The following is a 19012-nucleotide window of genomic DNA, read 5'->3' as shown; positions in this document are numbered from 1 at the left end:
AGAGGGATCGCATTGGGAAGAAAGTCGTGGCTTTTTGCGGGGTCTGAACGCGGCGGCGACAGGGCGGCCTTCATGTATACCCTGATCGTCAGCTGCAAGATGAACGACATTGACCCGCAGGCCTGGATGGCAGATGTCCTGGCGCGCCTGCCCGATATCACCGTGTCACGCTTGCCTGAATTGCTCCCATGGAACTGGAACGCCGAGCAGAAAGCTGTCAAGGCCGCGTGACCGCGTCCCTCGCCGGATGCTTACACACAGCCGTCGCCCCAACCGTCTGCACACTTTCCCCATAGGTCTATCCAAGACCCCCGCGGCTTCCTCCTTGGGAGGTTTTCCAACGCGGGTCGTGGTCGCGCCAGTCCCCAACGTTCCGCCGCGACCCGCATCAGAAAACCTTCACCTTTCAAGACATTCGCATCGCCGTCAGCGAACGTCCGCTTGGTGAGGTCGAGGCCAAGAGCTGGAAGCGCCATCGTCTGTCAGGCGTGTTGTTCCCGAAAATGTATCGATAGGCATTATTCTAGCCCGGGATATCCGAGGGTTCTTAGAGCAGCGATAAGTCGTAACTCGAATGATTTGAAGGACGGAAGTAGCATCAAACGGCTCAAGTCCTGTATCTGCCCCAAGTTCGCGTAGGGGATCGGAGGATTTTTCCGCCTTCTCCCTCCTGGGAGACTATTATGGATTTGTCTTAATACATCTTTGGGGTCTTGGATGGATTCGATAACATTGGCAGCATCTGGAATAAACGACAGATCAAATCCGTTACCAACACCATATGCTGAGCGGATGGCGGCCTTGTCTACCAAGCACCACGCCTCAGTTTCCTGTCTTGGGGCAACAACAACGCATCGATCTCGCAATATCCCGCATCTACTTTCGACCCGCCCACAAAGGGCACATGTACGGTTTTCGAGGTGCTGTTCTTGGGCAGGGGACCCGGTGTCTCCATGTACAAAAAGCAATTGGAAAGCCTCACTGGCCGTGCAGATCTTCACGGCTGCTGTGTCTAGATCACGACAATCCACCCCGAAGACATCAACTGGAAAATCCGGGACCATGGCTTCTGGGCCAACAGCTCGTTGTATTAGATGCAGAACAACCCGAGGGAGCAGCGTTTCAAGATAACGTATGTCAGTCCGCCCTTCAGCAAAAAGTGCCCACGCCAAGTAATTCATGCAGCGTCAAACTTTCTGTGCAGAAGGCTTTCGATTTCATAGCGCGTAAGGCTTATCTCGGGATCAATCAAATCACCCATTTCTAATGGTGAGCCACGCATTCTCGTTTTCTTCGTCACACCATCTTGGGTGACAACATTAACAATGTCTGCTGCGACGATCTCTGTATCTTGCAAAGCCTTCATGACAGCTGGCGAGTGAGTGTTAACAACGACTTGAAAGTAGTCAGCTACAACATCCGCAGTCGATGACCGTATGAGTTCGATGAGCGCTGGGATCCTACCTTCATGTATCCCATTCTCTGGCTCTTCGAAACACAAAAGACCTTTGCGATCTGGGTCGTTCAATAGAGTGACGAGAGCTAGGATCCGCAGCGTTCCATCAGAAATCACCCTAGAGCTAAAACGCAGACCGTCAGCCATCTCTATTTCGTAAGTGTACTCTTTTTGGTCTCTGGACGTGACGCTATGTACTTTTCGAACAGCAGGAATAAGCTGAGATATTTGGTTTGAAATGTCATTCAGAATGCCATCGGGTTGGTCGAGCGTTCCCGTCTCAGATTTCAGCCGGTCAAGTACGGCGGCTAAGTTTGAAGCTGAAGGCAATAGTTCTTTCTCAACGAAACGATCATTCTCGCGCCGCGCTTCAGTTGGACTGATCTCAAGAAAACTTGGATGACCCAAAAAATTTTTAACCGCATAAAGGTGTGGAAACTCTGCCGTTTGAACGGTTGAGATACCGGTCCTGGAAGCGTCTATTGCTGGAATTCGAGTGGGGCGACCTTTTTTATTTGGACCATCTTGCCGAATGAGGAAGGATTTTTGCCCGTCACTATTTGTTTCTGTATCGAGGAATGGCGTATCTCGCATATTCCCTCCATACGCAATTTTATGCTCTCTCTTGATAAAGGCGCTTTGCTCGTTTTTCTTTCTAATTCGTTCACACTTTTCGTTCGCAACGATGACTTTCTCGATATTGCCGATGGCATCGGTTTCTGCTCTGAGAGAAACCTCATATCTGATGCGTTGAGTCTTCAAATGGAACTTCGTGCCAAACTGGTCAATGCCGGAAATGGGAAGAAGAACTTCGACAGCGAGCGTCATCATTTTAGCGCTTCGGTAGGGGGTTCGTCTGAACAACTCGAGCGGCTCACCCCGTAACTTGGTCATGGCCGAGCGCACATCTTCGGTAACAAGTTCAGCAAGAAGCCTAATTACATCAAATAGATTGGATTTTCCACTGGCATTGGGGCCCACAATTGCGGTGAAGGGCATTAAATCAATGGAAAAATTCTCGAAAGTCTTAAAGCCATCAATCTCAAGCCTAGTGATCATCAGTGCGTTCCATTCTTCGCATAAGCAGTTTGTCGCCATGAATTTTGTTCTGCGCTTGGCGAACAGGAGTCTACACGAACCTGGCCCAAGGTGCGAGCCAGCTCTCGTATTGGTAATCTTGGCGTTCGGACGGGGGGCCGCGGCGAACGTCTCCTCCCCGCCTTTTTCATCATATCCCTCCCAACCCGTCATCAAACGTCGCGACCAACCCCAGCAGCTTGTCGATGATCCGCTCGGTAATCTTCTTGCGTTCCAGAATCTTTGGCTTTTGCTCCAGTGCGTCGATGACAGCCTCGCGCAGGGGCGGTTTGCCAGTGAACTGGTATTCCTCGACCAGGCGCTGGAACGCCGCCGGTGGGATGCCCTCCTCAGCGCAAACCGCCTCCATCGCCTTGACCCGCTCGTCGTTCCAGAAGGCGAAAAAGGTCTCTTCGACACTGGCGCCGCTGTCCTGTGCCTTCGGCATATGCTGTTCGATGAACCGCTCGATCAGCTCCCGCTTGCTGCGCAGCTGGGCCTCCGACCCAAGCATGTCCATCACCAGCTTGCGCTTGCGTGCGCTTTCATCGCGCTGGGTGGCATCCAGGCTGTTGGCATCCCGCGACACCTCGGCGAGCAGGCCAAGGATGTAGGCGACGTTGATTTCGTCACGCTGGATCAGCTCCAGTTCGAAATCGACCTCGTCGATGATCGACACCGCCTCGTTTTCGTTGGTCCGTTTTGTCCGGTCATAGATGTCGAGGTACTTGCTCTTGTAGTCCTCGAACTTCTGCGGATCGAGGGTCAGGTCGTCTGGGCTGAACTGCGTGAAGCTGCCCAGCACGTTGCGGACGCGGATCAACTCGCGGAACGCCTGCACGAAGGCGAGCATTTCGCCCTCGGTTTGCAGATCGTTCACGCTGTCCACGTCCGGTGCGATTTCCAGCAGATTGGCGACGGCCGCGTTGAACTGTGCAACATATTCTTCATAGGGCGCCATCAGGACGGTCTCAAGGGCATCCTTGTTGGAAAACAGGGTGATCGCCTCGTCGGTTTTGGCCTTCAGGTTCCGGAAGCAGACGATGTTGCCTTGGGATTTGACTTGGCCAAGGACACGGTTGGTCCGCGAAAATGCCTGGATCAGCCCGTGATACCGCAGGTTCTTGTCGACGTAGAGCGTGTTGAGCTTCTTGGCATCGAACCCGGTCAGGAACATGTTGACGACCAGCAGGATGTCGACGCGGTCCTTGTCCTGGAAATCGCGCCGCTCGCGCTCTTTCATGCGCTTCGCGATATCCTTGTAATAGTTGTAGAAACTGTTGCTGTCCTTGGTCGAGTAGGCGGTCTGGTACATCGCGTTGTAGTCGGCGATGAACCGATCCAGCTTTTCGCGGGTGTGCACGTTGATCGGCCTGTCCACGCCGATGTTGAAATCGGGATCGCCGATCAGACCGTCGGCATCGGCATCTTCTTCGTTGGCCGTGTAGGTGAAGATGGTGGCAACGCGCAGATCGTGCTCGCCCGCATCGCGCCGCCGCTTGAGGGCCTCGTAATAGGTGATCAGCGCATCGACCGAACTGACGCAAAGCATCGCGCTGAACTGACGGTTGTGGGTCTTGCGATCATGGTTCTGGATGATCCAGTCCACCACACCGTCGATCCGGTCGGGGTGGTCGAAGAACTCCTTGATGTTGATGCCCGCGACCTCTTCGTCGATCAGGCTGCCATCTTTGCGCTTCAGCTTGCCCCAGTATTCGACCGAGAACCGCAGAACATTTTCATCGCTGATCGCGTCGGTGATGACGTATTTATGCAGGCACTCCCCGAACAGATCCTTCGTCGTCCGCTTGGCCATCGCGTTTTCGGCAAAGATCGGGGTGCCGGTGAAGCCGAACATCTGGGCGCGGGCAAAGAACGCCACGATGCGCTTGTGGGTCTCGCCGAACTGCGAGCGATGGCATTCGTCGAAGATGAACACCACCCGTTCGTCTTTCACCGCCTGCAGCGGCCCCTCGAACTTATCGCGGGATATGGCCGTGTTCAGCTTCTGGATCGTCGTGACGATCAGCTTGTGATCGCCCGCCAGCTGCTTGACCAGCGCCCGGGTGTTGTCGGTGCCATCAACTGAGCCGTCGCTGAAATGGTTGAATTCCTTGGTGGTCTGATAGTCGAGGTCGCTGCGGTCGACGACAAAGACGACCTTGTGCACCTTGGGGTTTTCGATCAGCACTTGTGCTGCCTTGAAGCTGGTCAGCGTCTTGCCGGAGCCTGTCGTGTGCCAGATGTAGCCATTCTTCCGCCCGGCCTTCACCCGCTCGACAATCGCCTCGACCGCGAAATACTGATAGGGCCGTAGCACCATCAGCACCTTGTTGCTCTCGTGCAGGACGATGTATTTGCTGATCATCTTTGACGCATGGCACTTTTCAAGAAAGGCGTCGGCAAAAGCGTCAAGCTGGGTGATCAGGCGGTTCTCGACATCGGCCCAGAAAAAGGTCTGGTTGAAATCCTGGTCGCGGTTGTTGGCATAGTATTTGGTGTTCACGCCATTCGAGATCACGAACAGCTGCACATACTGAAACAGCCCGTGGTCCGACCAATAGGAATGGCGCTGGTAGCGGTTGACCTGATTGAAGGCCTCCTTCAGCTCCATGCCGCGGCGCTTCAGCTCGACCTGGATCAAGGGCAGGCCGTTGATCAGCAGCGTCACGTCATAGCGGTTCTTGTAGCTGCCGACTTGGGTGACCTGCGAGGTGACCTGATACCGGTTGCGGCACCATTCTTCGGAATTCAGGAACTGGATGTAGACGGTCGTGCCGTCGTCGCGGGGCAGGGCCATGCGGTCGCGCAGGATCTTGGCCTTGTCAAAGACGTTGCCCTTGTCGAGGTGGTTCAGCACGCGGGTGAACTCTGCATCCGACAGGCTGACGCCGTTATGCGCCTCCAACTGCGCCTTCAGGTTCGCGCGCAGCCCAGCGCCGTCGGTGATGGTCACAGGCTCCCAGCCCAGAGAGTGCAGCCGTTTGACCAGACCTGTTTCAAGCTGTGCTTCGGATTGGATCATGAAAATTGCCTCAGGGCGAGATCGAGTAAACGGCAGACGCGGCCAGATCCTTGATCATGTCGATCCGGGTGCCGTCCCAGTGATAGCTGATGTGCCGCCCCTGAACAGGCACACCCATGACATCCGGGTAAAAGGCGGCGAAACAGGTGCCGCCGGGATTGCGAACCGAAGGGTAAACGATCCCGTTCGACCCGGCAGCCTTCATGCGGCGCGCGAACGCCTGTGGCGCTGTATAGTCGTCGGGGTCCAGCAGCGCGGGAAACCCCGTGCGAATGTCGGTCAGCGTGGCGTCGATGCGCCCGACCAATTCGCGCTTGTCGGCGATCCAGCCGGGGGCCTCTGCCGTCATGGCACAGAATATCTGCGTGTGATGCACGGTCTCGAACAGCGCGGTCTCGAAACTGTCGCCCGCGTAGAACGCGCCATGGTTGCCATCGTGAAACCGCCCGTGATGGTCGGGGCTGACATGGGTGAAGGGTGCCATGACATAAGACGCGCCCGGCCCGCCGACCCGCCGCGCCGGTGGCACCAGATCAAGGTTGCCGATGGTGGCGGCAAGCCGTGGGTTGGTCCTGCCCTCGCCCGCGCCGATCAGCAGCCAGTCGGCGGGGTCCGCGATATCCTCGAACAGGTCAATCGGCGGCCAGGCGGAATTGATCAGCCGGTGATACCGCTCCCATGTCAGCCGGATTTCGGGGGCGTCGGGCGGCGCTGCTACCACGGGGCGCGCATCGCATCGAGATAACGGCGCACGCGCATGAGGTCGGTCAACTGCCCGCCCAGCATCACCTCAAGCGCCGAGGCCCCGCCAAAAGCGTCATTGGGCCGCTTGATCCAGCCATAGCCGCGCGCGGGGTCCTTGAACAGCAGGCGCAGCGCCTTGTGGATGCCCATCAGGTTTGACAGCCGCGCGGCGCAATCGACACCGGCGCGGCCCAGATCGCCCGCCTTCCAGCGCCGGAAGGTGCGGACCGAGATATCGCCCATCAGCACCGCCGCCTGATCGTCGGTGATCTGCCATCGCGCGGCGAGGTTGACAAAGGCGCGCTGCATCGCCTGCACTTCGGCCGGGGTGAACTGCGGCACGGGTGGCACCGTGGGTTGTTCGATCAAATGAAGTTGTGGCATGGCACGCCCTCCTGCGGCATATGGCAGTTATATGGCGAAATCCTGCAAAATGTCAAGCCAATGTCAAGACCGCGCCGCACGGTGCCGCTGCTACACGAACATCTGCTGCAACAGACCCTTCTTGAAGGTCTGGAGTTTGGTCACCTGTTCCGCCACCGCCTGAATTTTGGCATCCATTGCCGAGAGCGCGCTGGCGATTTTCTGTTGTTCGTCGGGATGGGGCATGGGAATCTCGAAGTCACGTATTTGCTTGAGGCTAATATGTGGAATGCCGGAACTTGTGTTCACAACATCAACATACTGTCGAAAGCGTGGTGATGTTACATGATGATAAACGTACCGAAGATCATTCTTCTGATCGGTTCGTAGACGTGTCACACGCTGAATTAAAAAGCTGCCAGCGTCTTGCTGATCAATAGTGGCAACATTCTTCCCAACCTTTGAACCATCCATGCCAATCACAACATCGCCAACTTTCAAAATAAATCGAGCTAATCTACTATTGAAGCCACCAAAAAATCGATCAAGCTCCTTTGAGTGCCTGATACTTCCTTCTGAAATATTGGCGCCCCTCAGGAGGCGGAAATCTGTCTCAATTTCGAGAATGTCTTCACCCGAAACTGGGTGCCCTGAAAGAACATTGCAGAAGTCCCCCAGCCGCTTTTCCTGCCAATCCGGAAAAGCCCCGCCATCCTCTCGGGTAAACCGAAGCTGCTGGCTGAACAGCTTTTGCATCAGCCCGGCCTTGAACCGCCCCAGCGCCGCCTGCCTGGCCGCCAGCGCCGCAAGCCTGGCATCCACCGCCCCCAAAAACGCCGCGATTTTCTGCTGTTCGGGGAGGGAGGGAACATGAACGGGCACAGAGGCGAGGGAATCTTGCCCGATATTATACCGAGTGCTTCCACCGCTCCGACTGGTCATGTCGTCCCGAACTTTGTCGGTTTTGAGCAACGCATGAAAGAACATCGGATCGAATTCGGTAGTTGCATGGCCTCGAATTACAAAGCCACCAAAAGTTGCCGTCTTGTCTTTGTCGAGATAGACGTTGCTTTGCCCAACCTCTACACGGGTTTCTGAACTTCTTTGAAACAATATGTCGCCATATTGCACTTCGTTCTTTGCGAATTCTTTGTCCGAAACTGTCACACTTCCAATGATGCGATCATGAGTGATTGGGGCTGGCGCAATGACATCAAGAACATTTATGAACTTGCGGCCAGAGCCATACATTGATTTGTCGGCATTGACCCCGTTTTTGAAGGTCATGAAGTCACCCAAGGTCTTCTTCTGCCACCGTTGGCTGAAACCCGAAAACCTCAAGTTGGGGGCAATCACGCTCATACCGGCGCCTCCAGCCCCAACTCGGCGCAAAAGCCGCGAATGGTTTCGTCCAGCGCCGCCATGCCCTCGTCAATGGCGCGCAACTCTGCCGCAACGGCGGCCAGATCAACCTCGGCCTCTGCCTCGAACGTGTCCACATAGCGGGGGATGTTCAGGTTATAGTCGTTTTCCTCGATCTCGGCCCGTGCGGCGCGGTGGCTGAACCGCGCCTCAACCGCCCGCCCGCGAAAGGCGGCAACGATGCGGTCCACATCGCTGTTGCGCAGCACGTTCTGGTTCTTGGCCTTCTCGAAACAGCCGGACGCATCGACAAACAGCACATCCTCGGTCTCGCGGCATTTCCGGAACACCAGAATGCAGGTGGGAATGGTGGTGCCGTAAAAGATGTTGGCAGGCAGGCCGATGACAGCATCCAGCCAGTTGCGATCCTTGATCAGGTATTGCCGGATATGCCCCTCGGCCCCGCCCCGGAACAGCGCGCCATGCGGCAGGATCACCGCCATGGTGCCGTTATCGTCCAGGTGGTGCAGCATGTGCTGGACAAAGGCAAAGTCGGCCTTGGATGCCGGGGCCAGCCGCCCATATTGGCTGAACCGGTCATCCGACAGCAGAATGGGGTTGGACGACCACTTGGCGCTGAACGGCGGGTTGGCCACGACTGCCTCAAACCGCAGGCCGTCATGCTGGGGGTGTTCCAGCGTGTCTTCCTGTTTCAGATCGAAATTGCGGTAATGCACGCCGTGCAGGATCATGTTCATGCGCGCGAGGTTGTAGGTGGTGCGGTTCATCTCTTGCCCGAAGAACTCGGACACGTCCGCCTCCTTGGCCACGCGCAAGAGCAGCGACCCCGACCCACAGGCCGGATCATAGACCGATTTCAGCCGTGTCTTGCCGGTGGTGACGATGCGCGCAAGGATGGTGGACACCTGCTGCGGCGTATAAAACTCGCCCGCTTTCTTGCCCGCGCCGCTGGCAAACTGCCCGATCAGGTATTCATAGGCGTCGCCCAGAACATCGCTGTCGGCCTGATCGAGCTGGAAATCAATCTCGTCCAGATGCGTCAGGACGCGCGCGATAAGGGTATTCTTGGCCTCTTCGGTGCGGCCGAGTTTGGTGGATGTCAGGTCGAGGTCTTCGAACAGGTTGTCAAAATCATCCTCGGATTCCGTGCCCATAGTCGAGCGCTGGATGTTGTTCAGGATCTTGGTCAGGTCGGCCAGGATGAACTGGCCCGGCTTTGATCCGCGTTTGGCAATCTGGCTGAACAGCTCGGACGGGCGCAGGAAATAGCCCAGCGCATCGACGGACGCCTCGCTGACCGCGGCAAGGATTGTCTGGCCGTCCGGGGTAGCCTCATTGACCGACAGGTAATCGATGCCGTCCTGCTTGAGCACATCGTTGGCATATAGGTGCATGCGCTCGGACAGGTATTTGAAGAAGATGAACCCCAGGATGTAATCGCGAAATTCATCGGCGTTCATCTTGCCGCGCAGGGTATTGGCAATATCCCAGAGCTTTTGTTCAAGTTTCTTCTTTTGCTCTTCGGTCATCCCACACGTCCCTGACTGGTTTATAGGCAAGTTTGCGCGACAAGCCCGCAAGGGGAAGGCGAAAATTGCAATGCTTCGTCTATGCTTACAACGCCGTGTGCGGTCGCGCCAGCCATGGCCGCTTCTTCGGCATTGCCGCGGTCACTTCGACATCCCGCAACATCCCGCCCGCGATCAGCCCATCCCGCACCCAATCCAGCGCCTGCCGCCAATCCTCATAACCGCGCCGGGCGGATGCGATCTGTTCCGGATGTGGCCGCCAGGTGACCGGGCAGGCTAGCACCTCGACTGTGCGCCATTTGCCTCGGGTCAGCAGGCGCTCGGTGCCAACCACCACGGTCACCGCGCGCACGCCGTGCTGGTTCTCGCGCGTGTCACGTGGCAGGCAGCGCGGCACGACACTCGGCATCCAGTCAGGGGTGAGGCCAGCCCGCGCCAGTTCCGCAACGCGGATCGCCATGCGGATGCCGCCGAGACTGTCGGGCATTCCGGCGACGGTGGCGGCGATCACCTCGGCGTCCGCATGGGTGTAGCTGCCCATCTTGTGTTGTCCGCCGTCGACCTTGCAGCCCAGCGCTGCGCGCTGCATGAGGACGTATTCGAGGCCAAAACCAAAGCCTTCCTCGGCCACGTCCTTTGGCGGCGGCAGTTCCAGTTGTGCCCTTTCAACCCGAAACGCCCATTCCAGCGCCGCCTGCACGCCCAGCGCGCGTTTGACCTTGCTGCCGCCAATGCGGCCAATCCGTCCCTGCATGCTCATGGCTGCAATCTTTCAAGGAAGTCCATCTGCGACGGGCGCTGGGCATCGTCCGTCGGCCGCCAGATCCACGGGCCCGAGGCCATGGGCAGCTGCGAGAGCGCGCCACGCATGTGCTGCTGCCAGAGGGTGAACTCCATTGCCGAGCAGGCGCAGAGCGCGTGCCCGATGGGCCAGCCCATCAGCCATCCGACGAAGAGCGGGTTCAGCCGCCGCCGCGCGCGGCCCTTCAGGATCCGCCGACACGCGGCGCGCCCATGCGAGGCAATCATCGAAGCCCAGAGCGGGCGCGAGATCGGGGCGTGATGCGAGCACCGCGCGCCATGCATCGTGATCGCCGGGGCCGGGCGGGTGAAGCCCTGCTCCGCCCGGTAGTGCAGGATATCCATCCGGGATTTGCCATCGGCCCGGGTGACGCTGGCCTCGGAACTGCCCTTCCAGTTCTGCGCGGCCGGTGTCGGCCATCGCGCAGCTTGCGCTGGGAGTGGCGGCGTCCCGCCCGAGCCATAGCTCTGACCCGGACCACCCTTCGCGCCGTCCGTCGCTTTCGGCGTGGACCAGTTGGTGATGCCCAGCGCCAGTGCTTCCGCCTTGCGGGTGAAGTCGCTGTTCCCGGCTGGGTTGTAGCTGGCCGTGCCCGGATGCAGGCTCATCGGTGTGGGCCAGGATGAAGATTCGCAGCCGCTGGTGCGGCGCGCCGACTTCTGCCGCGCTGAACAGACCCGCCGCAGGCGTGTAGCCCATGCCCCAAAGCTCTCGCAGGACAGTCTCGAGCCCGAGGGTGACGTGCCCGGCGACGTTTTCGAGAAAGACCCATTCGGGTCGGCATTCTCCGATGACCCGTGCGACATCGGGCCAGAGGTGACGGGGGTCATCGGCACCGCCGCGCTTTCCGGCCGCGCTGAAGGGCTGGCAGGGATATCCCGCGAGGACGGTATCGAAAGCACCGCAGAAGGGCCGGGCATCGAAGCTGCGCAGATCATCCCAGATCGGGGCCGGGGCAAAGTATCCGGCGCGCTGGGCCGCGATGAGCACAGTTCGGGGCCAGTCCTCCCATTCGACGAAGCACCGGGTGTGATAGCCGGGTTCGGCGAGCATGAGGCCCATATCCAGGCCTCCGCCGCCTGCGCAGAGGGACAATCCGTGCCGGGGACGTGACACCATGCCATTCACCGCACCACGCGCTGGCTGAGGCGTTCGCGGGTCACCAGCCCGCGCGCCAGCATCAATCCGCACATGGCGGTGCTGATCATGCCCGTGGGCAGATATTCGTCGGAGTTGACCTTGGCCGCGTAGAAGGCCGCCAGCTCATCCTCGCTGGGCGGGGGCGCTGCATCTGCTTTGCGCCGCCGCTTGGCCTTTGTGCCCTTCGAAGTCGCGATGGCCGCCTGCGCATCGCGCGCTGCTGCCCGTTCCATGAACCGGTTCAGCGCTTTGGGGCCATCAGGCGGGTTGGGATGATCGGTCCGGGTCTCTCTGGCGACCTCGATGATCCGATCCACGGTCAACCCGAGATCGTCGATCCAGCGGCGAACATGGGTGCGGGCTGGCCAGCCCTGCCACCAGGCGGGGAGGATCGCGTTTGCATCGAAGCCCAGCGCTTGCAGTAGCTCTGCGAAGAACCGATCAAAATCGGCCTCGCGCGCAGCCGCGCCCTCCTCCTCCTTTACTGGTTTCCTTAAAGGTTCTCTTACAAGGTTAGTCTCCGGATTCCGGAGATGGCTTTGGCCAAAATCCGGAGATGGCTTTGCCGGAAATCCGGAGATGGCTCCATGTCCGGAATCCGGAATTGGCGCGTCGTCCTGTTCCTTGTTCGTTCCCGAAATCCCGTCTCCGGTTTCCGGAGTTGGCACTTGTGGGAAGCTGTCCTCGAACCCCAGGATGTAGCGCGTGGCCTGGCGCTTGTGGGTGCGCGGATCATGGGTGCGGACCCGGTGGATCAGCCTCAGCTCTTCCAGCTTTGCGAGATGACCATTGAGCGCCGAAATCGACATCTCCGCATCGTCGGCCAACCGCGCCTGCGTCGGGAAACACCCGAAATCCGGGTTGTGCCGATCGCAGAGGAACCAGAGCACGATCTTGGTGGCGGGCTTCAGCCCGCGTTGCTGGATTGCCCAGACGGTTGCCTTGTGGCTCATGGCGCAGCCCTCCGCGACGGGAGCTGCGCGCGACTGGTGAAGCCATGATCCGCCAGCGCGCCCAGCGCATCGTCGACCGAGCGCACCAGCGCCCAGCCAAAGCCCTGCGCGAGCACCGCCTCGCGAAAGCTCTCCTGCGTCGGGCGAAGGCGACCCTTCGGGGCCTTCAGCTCGAGGAACAGCACGCGGCCATCGCACATCACCATCAGATCGGCGAAACCGGCATGAACGCCCATGCCGACCAGGATCGCCTGGCGTTTCGCACCGCGCGGTCCCGGCTCAGACACCTCGTTGGCGCAGTGATGCACGATGGCATCGCGGGGCAGGGCAAAGCGCAGCGCCTGCACAACGGCGCGCTGCAGATCGGCCTCGGGGGTACCACGACGGGTCATCGCGCCACCTCCGGATTTCGCTGGTCATCGCCGCCCCGCCCTGGGGTCTTGGCATCAAGCACGACCAGCAGGATGCGCGCGTCCTCGCGTTCCTCGGGGGTTTCGCCATGCTGGACGAGTACGTTGCAGGCGAGCCGGATCAGGTGGTCGGAGTGATGCACCACATCGGCCACGACCAACCGTGCCTCGCGCCGCCGCTCGTCGAGCCAGTCGGCGCGCGCCTGATCGCGCGCCTGGCGCTTGCGGAAGGGAAAGGACGCGGTCATCGCCGACCCCGCGACGGTGTCTTGCGTGTCTGTTCTCTGGCCTCAAGCCAGCTGCGCACGGTGCTGCGCCGGTAATAGACCTTCCGCCCCAGCTTGATGCTCTGCGGGCCGGTGCGCCTCATGTCCCACCGCCACAGCGTGTCCTCCGACACCCCGAGGCTGATCGCCAGATCATGCCGACTGATCCAGTCCTCCAATAGGCCCATGTCGGGCCCTTCATGGCGGCTGTCCTGTGTATCCAACATCTGTGATTCCTTTCCCTTTGCGCCCGATTGCGGGCGGTTGCGTCACGGGGTGCAGGGGAGCAGAGGACGGGGGGAGGCAGGGTGGCATAAACCGGCGTATTCATCGCGCCCTTTGTGCCACCCCTTGTTTTATTGAAGCTTTCTGGAATGCCCCATTTTTTATGGGCGAGTTCAGTCGCTACGTTAACAACCGAAAGTTGCGGGTTCAGGGTGGCGTCGGGGTTCTCTCGGCACGTCTGTGACCAACGCCGCGCGCGCCCTCATGCAAACTTCGAAAAGGACGAAGCGATGGCTTTACCACCACGTGTTTTCTGGGCTTTGGAGGATTTGGCTGTGCGTTGGGGATGCGCGCCTGCCGATATTGTTGGATGGGCGACCGAGGGAATCATTGAAATTGTCGTCAGCATTGGCTTGGTCCATTGCTGCGGAACCGAACCGCTGGTTGGACTCGTAGCGGTCTGTGCTGAGGACATTATGCCTCTGTTTCGGCGCAACCGCCCCGGTCCCAAGGCCTGCCTGGTCTGGCGCATCCGGCAGCAGGGCACTGGCGCATGGAAAGTCATCACCGATCCCGCCCAAGGGGTAGCTATCGAAGTGGACGACCTTCTGGTGACGGCCAAAACGGCACAGCGCTTTGAAGACGAGTACGATCCGTTGCACCGGGTTCATGTCAGCCCCGGGCGGTCGTCCCGCCACGATTGGGAGGGGATGCTTCAAGCCCTTATGATCAGGCTGTTTGAGCATGGATTGCCGGAATCGCAGGCCGAGCTTGTCGCGGAAGGTCAGGAATGGTTCGTGGCGCATGCCAAGGATGGGTCTGTTCCGGATGAAAGCCAGATCCGGCGCAAGCTCAGCCCGATCTGGCGGGCCCTGAAGAAGCCGCAATAGACCGACGATCCTCATTGACCCGTGGCGTTGATGCCCGTTCAGGGCGAGATCAGCGCCCGCCCTGAACAATGCGCAGCTGCGGCTTCATCATCTCCGCGACCGCATTGACCCCGTCCCGCAAGGGCGAGTCCATCATATGCGCATAGCGTTGCGTGGTGCGCATCTGGGAATGCCCCAGCAGCTTGCCGATCATCTCCAGCGACGCGCCCCCGCTGACCAGCAGGGAAGCGAAGGTATGCCGCAGGTCATGGATGCGCACGCCCGCAATCCCGGCCTCGGTCTGGATCTGACGCCAGAACCGGCGGATTTCCTTGACCGGCTGGCCGGGCACATCGCCGGGAAAAAGCCATGGACAATCCCGATGCACCGCCGTCATCCGTTGGCGCACGATGGCCGCCACATCCGGCGAAATCGGCAGACGGTGGATCTTGCGCTGCTTGGTGGTGGTCGCGGGCTTCGACCACGTGGCAAATTCCAGATTGAACTGCTCAAACCGCGCGCAACGCACCTCGCCGAGGCGGGCGCCTGTCAACATGCACATGCGGATGATGTTGGCGGCGCGCTGGTCCTCGGCCGTGCCCAGCGCGATTGCCAGACGATCAATCTCATCCATGCTCAGATAGCGTTCGCGTTCCGTCTCGATGCGCCGGTGAAACCCCATCGCCGGATTGTCGGGGCGCATTTTCCACTGGACGGCGAGGTTGAACATCTTGCGCAAGACCTCGCCGGTTCGGTTGGCACGGATCGGGGTCGGTTTCGAACCCTGCAATTTCCGCGCGCGATTGTTGGGTTTGGCCTTGGAAGGGCGGGAGCGGCCCTTGGCCACTTGGGCAAGCAGTCGGTCGACATCATCCAGCGTGACCTCCTCGACCAGCTTGTGCTTCCAGACCGGCTGGACCAGTTTGCGCAGCATGGAAATCTGGTCGGTGCGATTGGTCGGGGCCAGATTGGGCAGGTGGGTTTCGATATAGCGGTCAATCAGATCGGGGATGCGGGGGGCCGTCATCCCGCATTCCCGTTCACCAAGCGGGTCGCCACCATCGTCGATGATGCGGCGCAGCGCCTTGGCCTGTTCGCGCGCGGCGGTGACCGTCCATTCAGGCCACCTGCCGATGGTGAAGCGACGCTGGCGGCCTTTGATCCGGTAATCCAGCGTGAAATTCCTGCTGCCAGATGTGAAGACGCGCAGCGAAAACCCCCGCACGTCCTCGTCGAAGACCTGGTAAATCCCCGCGCGAGGCTCGGCCGCCCTGACCAGTTTTTCGGTCAGTTTTTCCCTTTGCGCCATGATGAACCACCTCCGTGCTGACGTGACACAGGCGTGATCCGCGCTGCAGATCAACTCAAACATCGACCGAAGGGGTGGCAGGGTGGCATAAACCGGCAGATAGAAATGAGGGTTGGTGCCGGTCCCTTTTTGTTCTGCGGTGGGGGGAGGAGTTCGGCGACAATATCCCAGACTGGCCAAGGACTGCTTCGAGCCCTTTGTGAAGGTAGCCTCGCATTGAACCAACGGCAGCTCGGGAAATGTGGTCGCGCCCCAATACTAGCAGCATGGTGCCTCAGGGGATAGTGTTCTAGGGGTAACGAGTGAAAGGAGCAGCCGGTGGAGAGAACGTGCGCATTCTGCGGTAAACAGGCCGAGTTGATGCAGAGCCATGTGTTACCCGCCTTCGTTTTCCGGTGGCTACGCAAGCGCTCCGGGAAAGGCCACTTACGCCACACGGACAAGCCGAATGTCCGGGTTCAGGATGGCATCAAACAACCGTGGTTGTGTGGTACTTGCGAGGGTCATTTCGGGCAGTATGAGACGGCTTTCGCGACCAAGGTGTTTCATCCCTGGCACGGTGGCGACTACCGCATCCCGTATCGGGAATGGATGCTCAAGTTCGCGGTGTCGGTTTCGTGGCGCGTCCTGAAGTATGCGCGCGGCAGAAACCCAGACGCCACCTACAGCGAGGAGCAGAATCGCCTCATGGACGAAGCGGAGGCGCGTTGGCGAGCGTTCCTGGACGGAGAAGTGCCGCACCCTGACAAGTTCGAGCAGCATCTGCTGATCTTTGACTTTGTCGAGAAGACCTCATTCGACGATCTGCCGAACAATTTCAATCGCTTTATGACAGGCGCTGTTACCTTGGACATTGTTGGTTCGGGCGAGTCACTGATGACCTTCGCGAAGATGGGCCGGTTCATGATCTTCGGCATAATCCAGAAGGGACCGAACCGATGGGAAGGGACCAAGCTGCATGTCAGGGACGGGTTGCTGAAACCGGGCAAGTTTGTTCTTCCTGCCGGTTTGATTGATCTGTTCCGTCAAAAGGCCAGCTTCGTCAGCGCCGCCATGGCAGAAATGTCCGACACTCAGCGCGCCAAGATCGACAAAAGGGTACAAGAAAACTTGGACGAATTTGCCGCCTCGGATCAGTTCGCCGCAATCATGGCGGACGCCGACATGTTTGGCGTGGACGCGGTGATTTCCAAGTACTTGATGGATAAGTCATAGCGCACCGCACGCGTGCCCTGATGCCTATGGACGGCCCAGAAACAATCCAAGTTTCCATCGGAAAATCCCTTCTCATGTGCAACTCATGGCGCGGTCTGGGGGCAGGGTGTTGAGCGACAACCACCATGGCCGGTGCCGATAGCCACCTTGGCCGGTGGGGCTGAACGGAAGACGGGCATGCCCGTCTGGCGGACGGCCCCACCGGCCTGATTGATTTCGGGGGTAGGTGCTGGTCGCTGCGGGTTGGTAAGCCGGAAGCCTCTGCGTTCAAACGGAGGATCCGGGTTGGCCTACAAACCCATCACCGACCAGCAAGTGAGAATATACATGACCGACCTCCAGAAACACAGCCAACGCACCGCGGCTGCCCGTGCCGGGTTCAGCGAACGGACCGCCCGGCGTTTCAATGCCGACCCGACACCGCCCTCGAAGCGCAAGATCCTTCTTGGGCGCACGGTGACCGACCCTCTGGAAGGCTATTGGGAGAATGACCTCAAATTGTGCGCTTTTTACGCCATGAACCAATCAGGATCGATTATAATCGTGCCGGTCCGAGTCAACGCTGAGTCAACGGAGATATGCGATTTTGGGCACATCTAGCGCGGTCGAGTGCCGGGGAATGTTACTGGACGCAGTGCAATAAAATGCGCGAGAACAAAGGCTTATCGGCTAAGCCGTTGAAATCTATAAGCCATTGGAATCGCTTGGATTTTGGCTCATAACCTGAAGGTCACAGGTTCAAATCCTGTCCCCGCAACCAAAAAACCAAAGCATATCAAATAGATAGAATCCGACTTAACCAGTCGGGTTTTTGGCGTTGCAGTTCTGGTCAACACCTGGTCAACATTTCCACAGTCCCCCTGCGCGGCACGCCCAGCGCGTCAGACTTTCAGCAGATCAAGCAGCGGATCAAAGGCGTACAGTAAGCCTACGGGGAGGGCCGTGGTAATCTCCCCCTTTTTAACGGGGTGCAGCCGTAGAATTCACGCAGCCATTTTCAGTTTCATGGCGGGTGTGATGCCGCCGATGCCCATGTTGGGGCGGTCGTTGTTGTAAGTCCATAGCCATTGCGTGGCCTGATCCTGTGCCTCCTCTATGCTTTCGATGATATATTGGTCCAGCCATTCGTGCCGGACCGTCCGGTTGTATCGCTCGACATAGGCGTTCTGCTGGGGCTGGCCGGGTTGGATATGCTGGATGGTGATCTTGTTCTTCTCAGCCCACTTTCTCAGCGTTTCGCTGATGTATTCGGGGCCATTATCGACCCTGATCGTGCCCGGTTTTCCCCGCCATTCTATGATCCTGTCGAGGCTTCGTATTACCCGCTCGGCGGGCAGCGAGAAATCGACCTCGATCCCCAGCCCCTCGCGGTTGAAGTCATCCAGCACGTTCAAAAGCCGAAACGCACGGCCATCGCCGAGGCGATCTGCCATGAAATCCATCGACCATGTCACATTTGGCCCGTCCGGGACCGCCAGAACGTCAGGCTTCTCCCGTTTCAACCGCTTGCGGGGCTTGATGCGCAGGTTCAGTTCCAGCTCGCAGTAGATCCGATAGACGCGTTTATGGTTCCATGGGTGCCCCTTCACGTTGCGCAGATGCAGGAAACACAGGCCAAACCCCCAGGTCTTTCGCGCATCGGTCAGACCGGTCAGCAGATCGGCGATCACCTCGTTCTCGTCCTTCAGCTTTGGGCTGTAGCGATAGCAAGTCTCGCTGACCCCGAAGGCCCGGCACGCCAGCGCGATGCTGACGCCCCGTCGTTCCACCGCCGTTTCGGCCATCTCGCGGCGCTGAGATGGCCGATCTACTTTTTTCCAAGGGCTTCCTTGAGCAAATCGTTCTGCATGCTCAGGTCCGCATACATGCGCTTGAGGCGGCGGTTCTCGTCCTCGATCGCCTTCATCTGGCTGACCATCGACGCATCCATCCCGCCATACTTCGCCCGCCACTTGTAGAACGACGCATCGCTCATGCCATGCTCACGGCACAGCTGCGACACCGGCACACCGCCTTCGGCTTGCCGCAGGATCGCGATGATCTGCGCTTCAGTGTATCTGCTTGTCTTCATTCGAAATCTCCTCGTTCATCTTGCCGAGAAAATTCTACTTTTGCAGCCCCTTAATTTCGGGGGAGATTACCCCCCGGCGGATAGCCCGGAACAGGTGGGCGCATGTTGTCGGAATGGGTGGGCGGATGTTCCGGAATACGCAATCGACTTGCGGATCACGCGGTTCGCCGACCTC

At 59.0% G+C, this 19012-nt stretch carries 18 protein-coding genes and 1 pseudogene; 4 read left to right on the top strand and 15 right to left on the bottom strand.

Going from position 1 to position 19012, the window contains the following annotated elements; translation table 11 throughout:
• A partial coding sequence (locus KAK09_RS16465) for a transposase domain-containing protein (protein WP_210880034.1) occupies positions 1-231 on the top strand: 231 nt, incomplete at its 5' end.
• 946 nt (positions 232-1177) lie between these two features.
• Here KAK09_RS16465 and KAK09_RS16455 read toward each other — a convergent pair.
• From KAK09_RS16455 to KAK09_RS16400, 13 genes and pseudogenes are all read right to left on the bottom strand, one after another.
• On the bottom strand, positions 1178-2515 hold the full coding sequence (locus tag KAK09_RS16455; RefSeq protein WP_210880032.1) for an AAA family ATPase: 1338 nt from the start codon (positions 2513-2515) through the stop codon (positions 1178-1180).
• 169 nt (positions 2516-2684) lie between these two features.
• On the bottom strand, positions 2685-5558 hold the full coding sequence (locus KAK09_RS16450) for a type I restriction endonuclease subunit R (protein ID WP_210880031.1): 2874 nt from the start codon (positions 5556-5558) through the stop codon (positions 2685-2687).
• 10 nt (positions 5559-5568) lie between these two features.
• Positions 5569-6279, bottom strand: a complete 711-nt coding sequence (locus KAK09_RS16445) for an RES family NAD+ phosphorylase (RefSeq protein ID WP_210880030.1) — start codon at positions 6277-6279, stop codon at positions 5569-5571.
• The gene (locus KAK09_RS16440; RefSeq protein WP_210880029.1) at positions 6273-6686 is read right to left on the bottom strand and encodes an antitoxin Xre/MbcA/ParS toxin-binding domain-containing protein; all 414 of its coding nucleotides are present in this window, start codon (positions 6684-6686) and stop codon (positions 6273-6275) included. The genes KAK09_RS16445 and KAK09_RS16440 overlap by 7 nt, the downstream gene beginning before the upstream one ends.
• Before the next feature lie 90 nt (positions 6687-6776).
• Positions 6777-8027 carry a restriction endonuclease subunit S gene (locus KAK09_RS16435; RefSeq protein WP_210880028.1) on the bottom strand — a complete coding sequence of 417 codons (1251 nt, stop codon included), beginning with the start codon at positions 8025-8027 and terminating at the stop codon, positions 6777-6779.
• A complete protein-coding gene (locus KAK09_RS16430) occupies positions 8024-9577 on the bottom strand; it encodes a type I restriction-modification system subunit M (protein ID WP_210880027.1) in 1554 nt (517 codons plus the stop codon). The genes KAK09_RS16435 and KAK09_RS16430 overlap by 4 nt, the downstream gene beginning before the upstream one ends.
• 85 nt (positions 9578-9662) lie before the next feature.
• Positions 9663-10337: a hypothetical protein gene (locus tag KAK09_RS16425; RefSeq protein ID WP_210880026.1), complete on the bottom strand. Its 675-nt coding sequence runs from the start codon at positions 10335-10337 to the stop codon at positions 9663-9665.
• A complete protein-coding gene (locus tag KAK09_RS18880; RefSeq protein WP_247651368.1) occupies positions 10334-10987 on the bottom strand; it encodes a DNA methyltransferase in 654 nt (217 codons plus the stop codon). Before KAK09_RS18880 ends, KAK09_RS16425 begins: the two co-directional genes overlap by 4 nt.
• 55 nt (positions 10988-11042) lie before the next feature.
• Positions 11043-11432, bottom strand: a pseudogene (locus KAK09_RS18875) (DNA cytosine methyltransferase); the annotation flags it as partial.
• A 71-nt stretch (positions 11433-11503) separates the two neighbouring features.
• A complete protein-coding gene (locus KAK09_RS16415) occupies positions 11504-12472 on the bottom strand; it encodes a helix-turn-helix domain-containing protein (RefSeq protein ID WP_210880024.1) in 969 nt (322 codons plus the stop codon).
• Positions 12469-12864, bottom strand: coding sequence for a VRR-NUC domain-containing protein (locus KAK09_RS16410; RefSeq protein ID WP_210880023.1), 396 nt, complete (start codon positions 12862-12864; stop codon positions 12469-12471). Before KAK09_RS16410 ends, KAK09_RS16415 begins: the two co-directional genes overlap by 4 nt.
• On the bottom strand, positions 12861-13130 hold the full coding sequence (locus KAK09_RS16405) for a hypothetical protein (protein ID WP_210880022.1): 270 nt from the start codon (positions 13128-13130) through the stop codon (positions 12861-12863). The genes KAK09_RS16410 and KAK09_RS16405 overlap by 4 nt, the downstream gene beginning before the upstream one ends.
• Positions 13127-13375 (bottom strand): helix-turn-helix transcriptional regulator, encoded by a 249-nt coding sequence (locus tag KAK09_RS16400; RefSeq protein WP_210880021.1) that lies wholly within the window; start codon positions 13373-13375, stop codon positions 13127-13129. The genes KAK09_RS16405 and KAK09_RS16400 overlap by 4 nt, the downstream gene beginning before the upstream one ends.
• Positions 13376-13663: 288 nt before the next feature.
• Here KAK09_RS16400 and KAK09_RS16395 point away from each other — a divergent pair, with 288 nt between their 5' ends.
• Entirely contained in the window at positions 13664-14263 is a 600-nt protein-coding gene (locus KAK09_RS16395; protein ID WP_210880020.1) for a hypothetical protein, read from the top strand.
• A 49-nt stretch (positions 14264-14312) separates the two neighbouring features.
• Here KAK09_RS16395 and KAK09_RS16390 read toward each other — a convergent pair whose 3' ends face one another.
• Complete coding sequence (locus KAK09_RS16390; RefSeq protein WP_210880019.1) at positions 14313-15551, bottom strand: tyrosine-type recombinase/integrase; 1239 nt, start codon at positions 15549-15551, stop codon at positions 14313-14315.
• 360 nt (positions 15552-15911) lie between these two features.
• On the opposite strand from KAK09_RS16390, the gene KAK09_RS16385 reads away from it, so the two are divergent.
• Positions 15912-16766, top strand: a complete 855-nt coding sequence (locus KAK09_RS16385; RefSeq protein ID WP_210880018.1) for a hypothetical protein — start codon at positions 15912-15914, stop codon at positions 16764-16766.
• A 327-nt stretch (positions 16767-17093) separates the two neighbouring features.
• The gene (locus KAK09_RS16380; RefSeq protein WP_210880017.1) at positions 17094-17366 is read left to right on the top strand and encodes a hypothetical protein; all 273 of its coding nucleotides are present in this window, start codon (positions 17094-17096) and stop codon (positions 17364-17366) included.
• A gap of 383 nt (positions 17367-17749) precedes the next feature.
• Here KAK09_RS16380 and KAK09_RS16375 read toward each other — a convergent pair.
• Positions 17750-18837, bottom strand: a protein-coding gene (locus KAK09_RS16375; protein ID WP_210880016.1) for an IS3 family transposase whose coding sequence is annotated in 2 segments (ribosomal slippage) — positions 17750-18576 and positions 18576-18837 — 1089 coding nt in all. Because the reading frame shifts where the segments join, the coding sequence is not laid out codon by codon here.
• Positions 18838-19012 lie beyond the last annotated feature (175 nt).

Origin of the sequence: Roseovarius autotrophicus, assembly GCF_018069895.1 — a bacterium.
GTDB lineage: Bacteria > Pseudomonadota > Alphaproteobacteria > Rhodobacterales > Rhodobacteraceae > Roseovarius > Roseovarius autotrophicus.
This window is presented reverse-complemented; position numbering and strand designations above follow the sequence as displayed.

What these genes read in the sequence shown, in the direction of transcription:
- KAK09_RS16455 (WP_210880032.1), bottom strand. Translation starts at nt 2,515, where the DNA reads ATGATCACTAGGCTTGAGATTGATGGCTTTAAGACTTTCGAGAATTTT.
- KAK09_RS16450 (WP_210880031.1), bottom strand. Translation starts at nt 5,558, where the DNA reads ATGATCCAATCCGAAGCACAGCTTGAAACAGGTCTGGTCAAACGGCTG.
- KAK09_RS16440 (WP_210880029.1), bottom strand. Translation starts at nt 6,686, where the DNA reads ATGCCACAACTTCATTTGATCGAACAACCCACGGTGCCACCCGTGCCG.
- KAK09_RS16435 (WP_210880028.1), bottom strand. Translation starts at nt 8,027, where the DNA reads ATGAGCGTGATTGCCCCCAACTTGAGGTTTTCGGGTTTCAGCCAACGG.
- KAK09_RS16430 (WP_210880027.1), bottom strand. Translation starts at nt 9,577, where the DNA reads ATGACCGAAGAGCAAAAGAAGAAACTTGAACAAAAGCTCTGGGATATT.
- KAK09_RS16425 (WP_210880026.1), bottom strand. Translation starts at nt 10,337, where the DNA reads ATGAGCATGCAGGGACGGATTGGCCGCATTGGCGGCAGCAAGGTCAAA.
- KAK09_RS18880 (WP_247651368.1), bottom strand. Translation starts at nt 10,987, where the DNA reads ATGAGCCTGCATCCGGGCACGGCCAGCTACAACCCAGCCGGGAACAGC.
- KAK09_RS16415 (WP_210880024.1), bottom strand. Translation starts at nt 12,472, where the DNA reads ATGAGCCACAAGGCAACCGTCTGGGCAATCCAGCAACGCGGGCTGAAG.
- KAK09_RS16410 (WP_210880023.1), bottom strand. Translation starts at nt 12,864, where the DNA reads ATGACCCGTCGTGGTACCCCCGAGGCCGATCTGCAGCGCGCCGTTGTG.
- KAK09_RS16405 (WP_210880022.1), bottom strand. Translation starts at nt 13,130, where the DNA reads ATGACCGCGTCCTTTCCCTTCCGCAAGCGCCAGGCGCGCGATCAGGCG.
- KAK09_RS16400 (WP_210880021.1), bottom strand. Translation starts at nt 13,375, where the DNA reads ATGTTGGATACACAGGACAGCCGCCATGAAGGGCCCGACATGGGCCTA.
- KAK09_RS16395 (WP_210880020.1), top strand. Translation starts at nt 13,664, where the DNA reads ATGGCTTTACCACCACGTGTTTTCTGGGCTTTGGAGGATTTGGCTGTG.
- KAK09_RS16390 (WP_210880019.1), bottom strand. Translation starts at nt 15,551, where the DNA reads ATGGCGCAAAGGGAAAAACTGACCGAAAAACTGGTCAGGGCGGCCGAG.
- KAK09_RS16385 (WP_210880018.1), top strand. Translation starts at nt 15,912, where the DNA reads ATGCAGAGCCATGTGTTACCCGCCTTCGTTTTCCGGTGGCTACGCAAG.
- KAK09_RS16380 (WP_210880017.1), top strand. Translation starts at nt 17,094, where the DNA reads ATGACCGACCTCCAGAAACACAGCCAACGCACCGCGGCTGCCCGTGCC.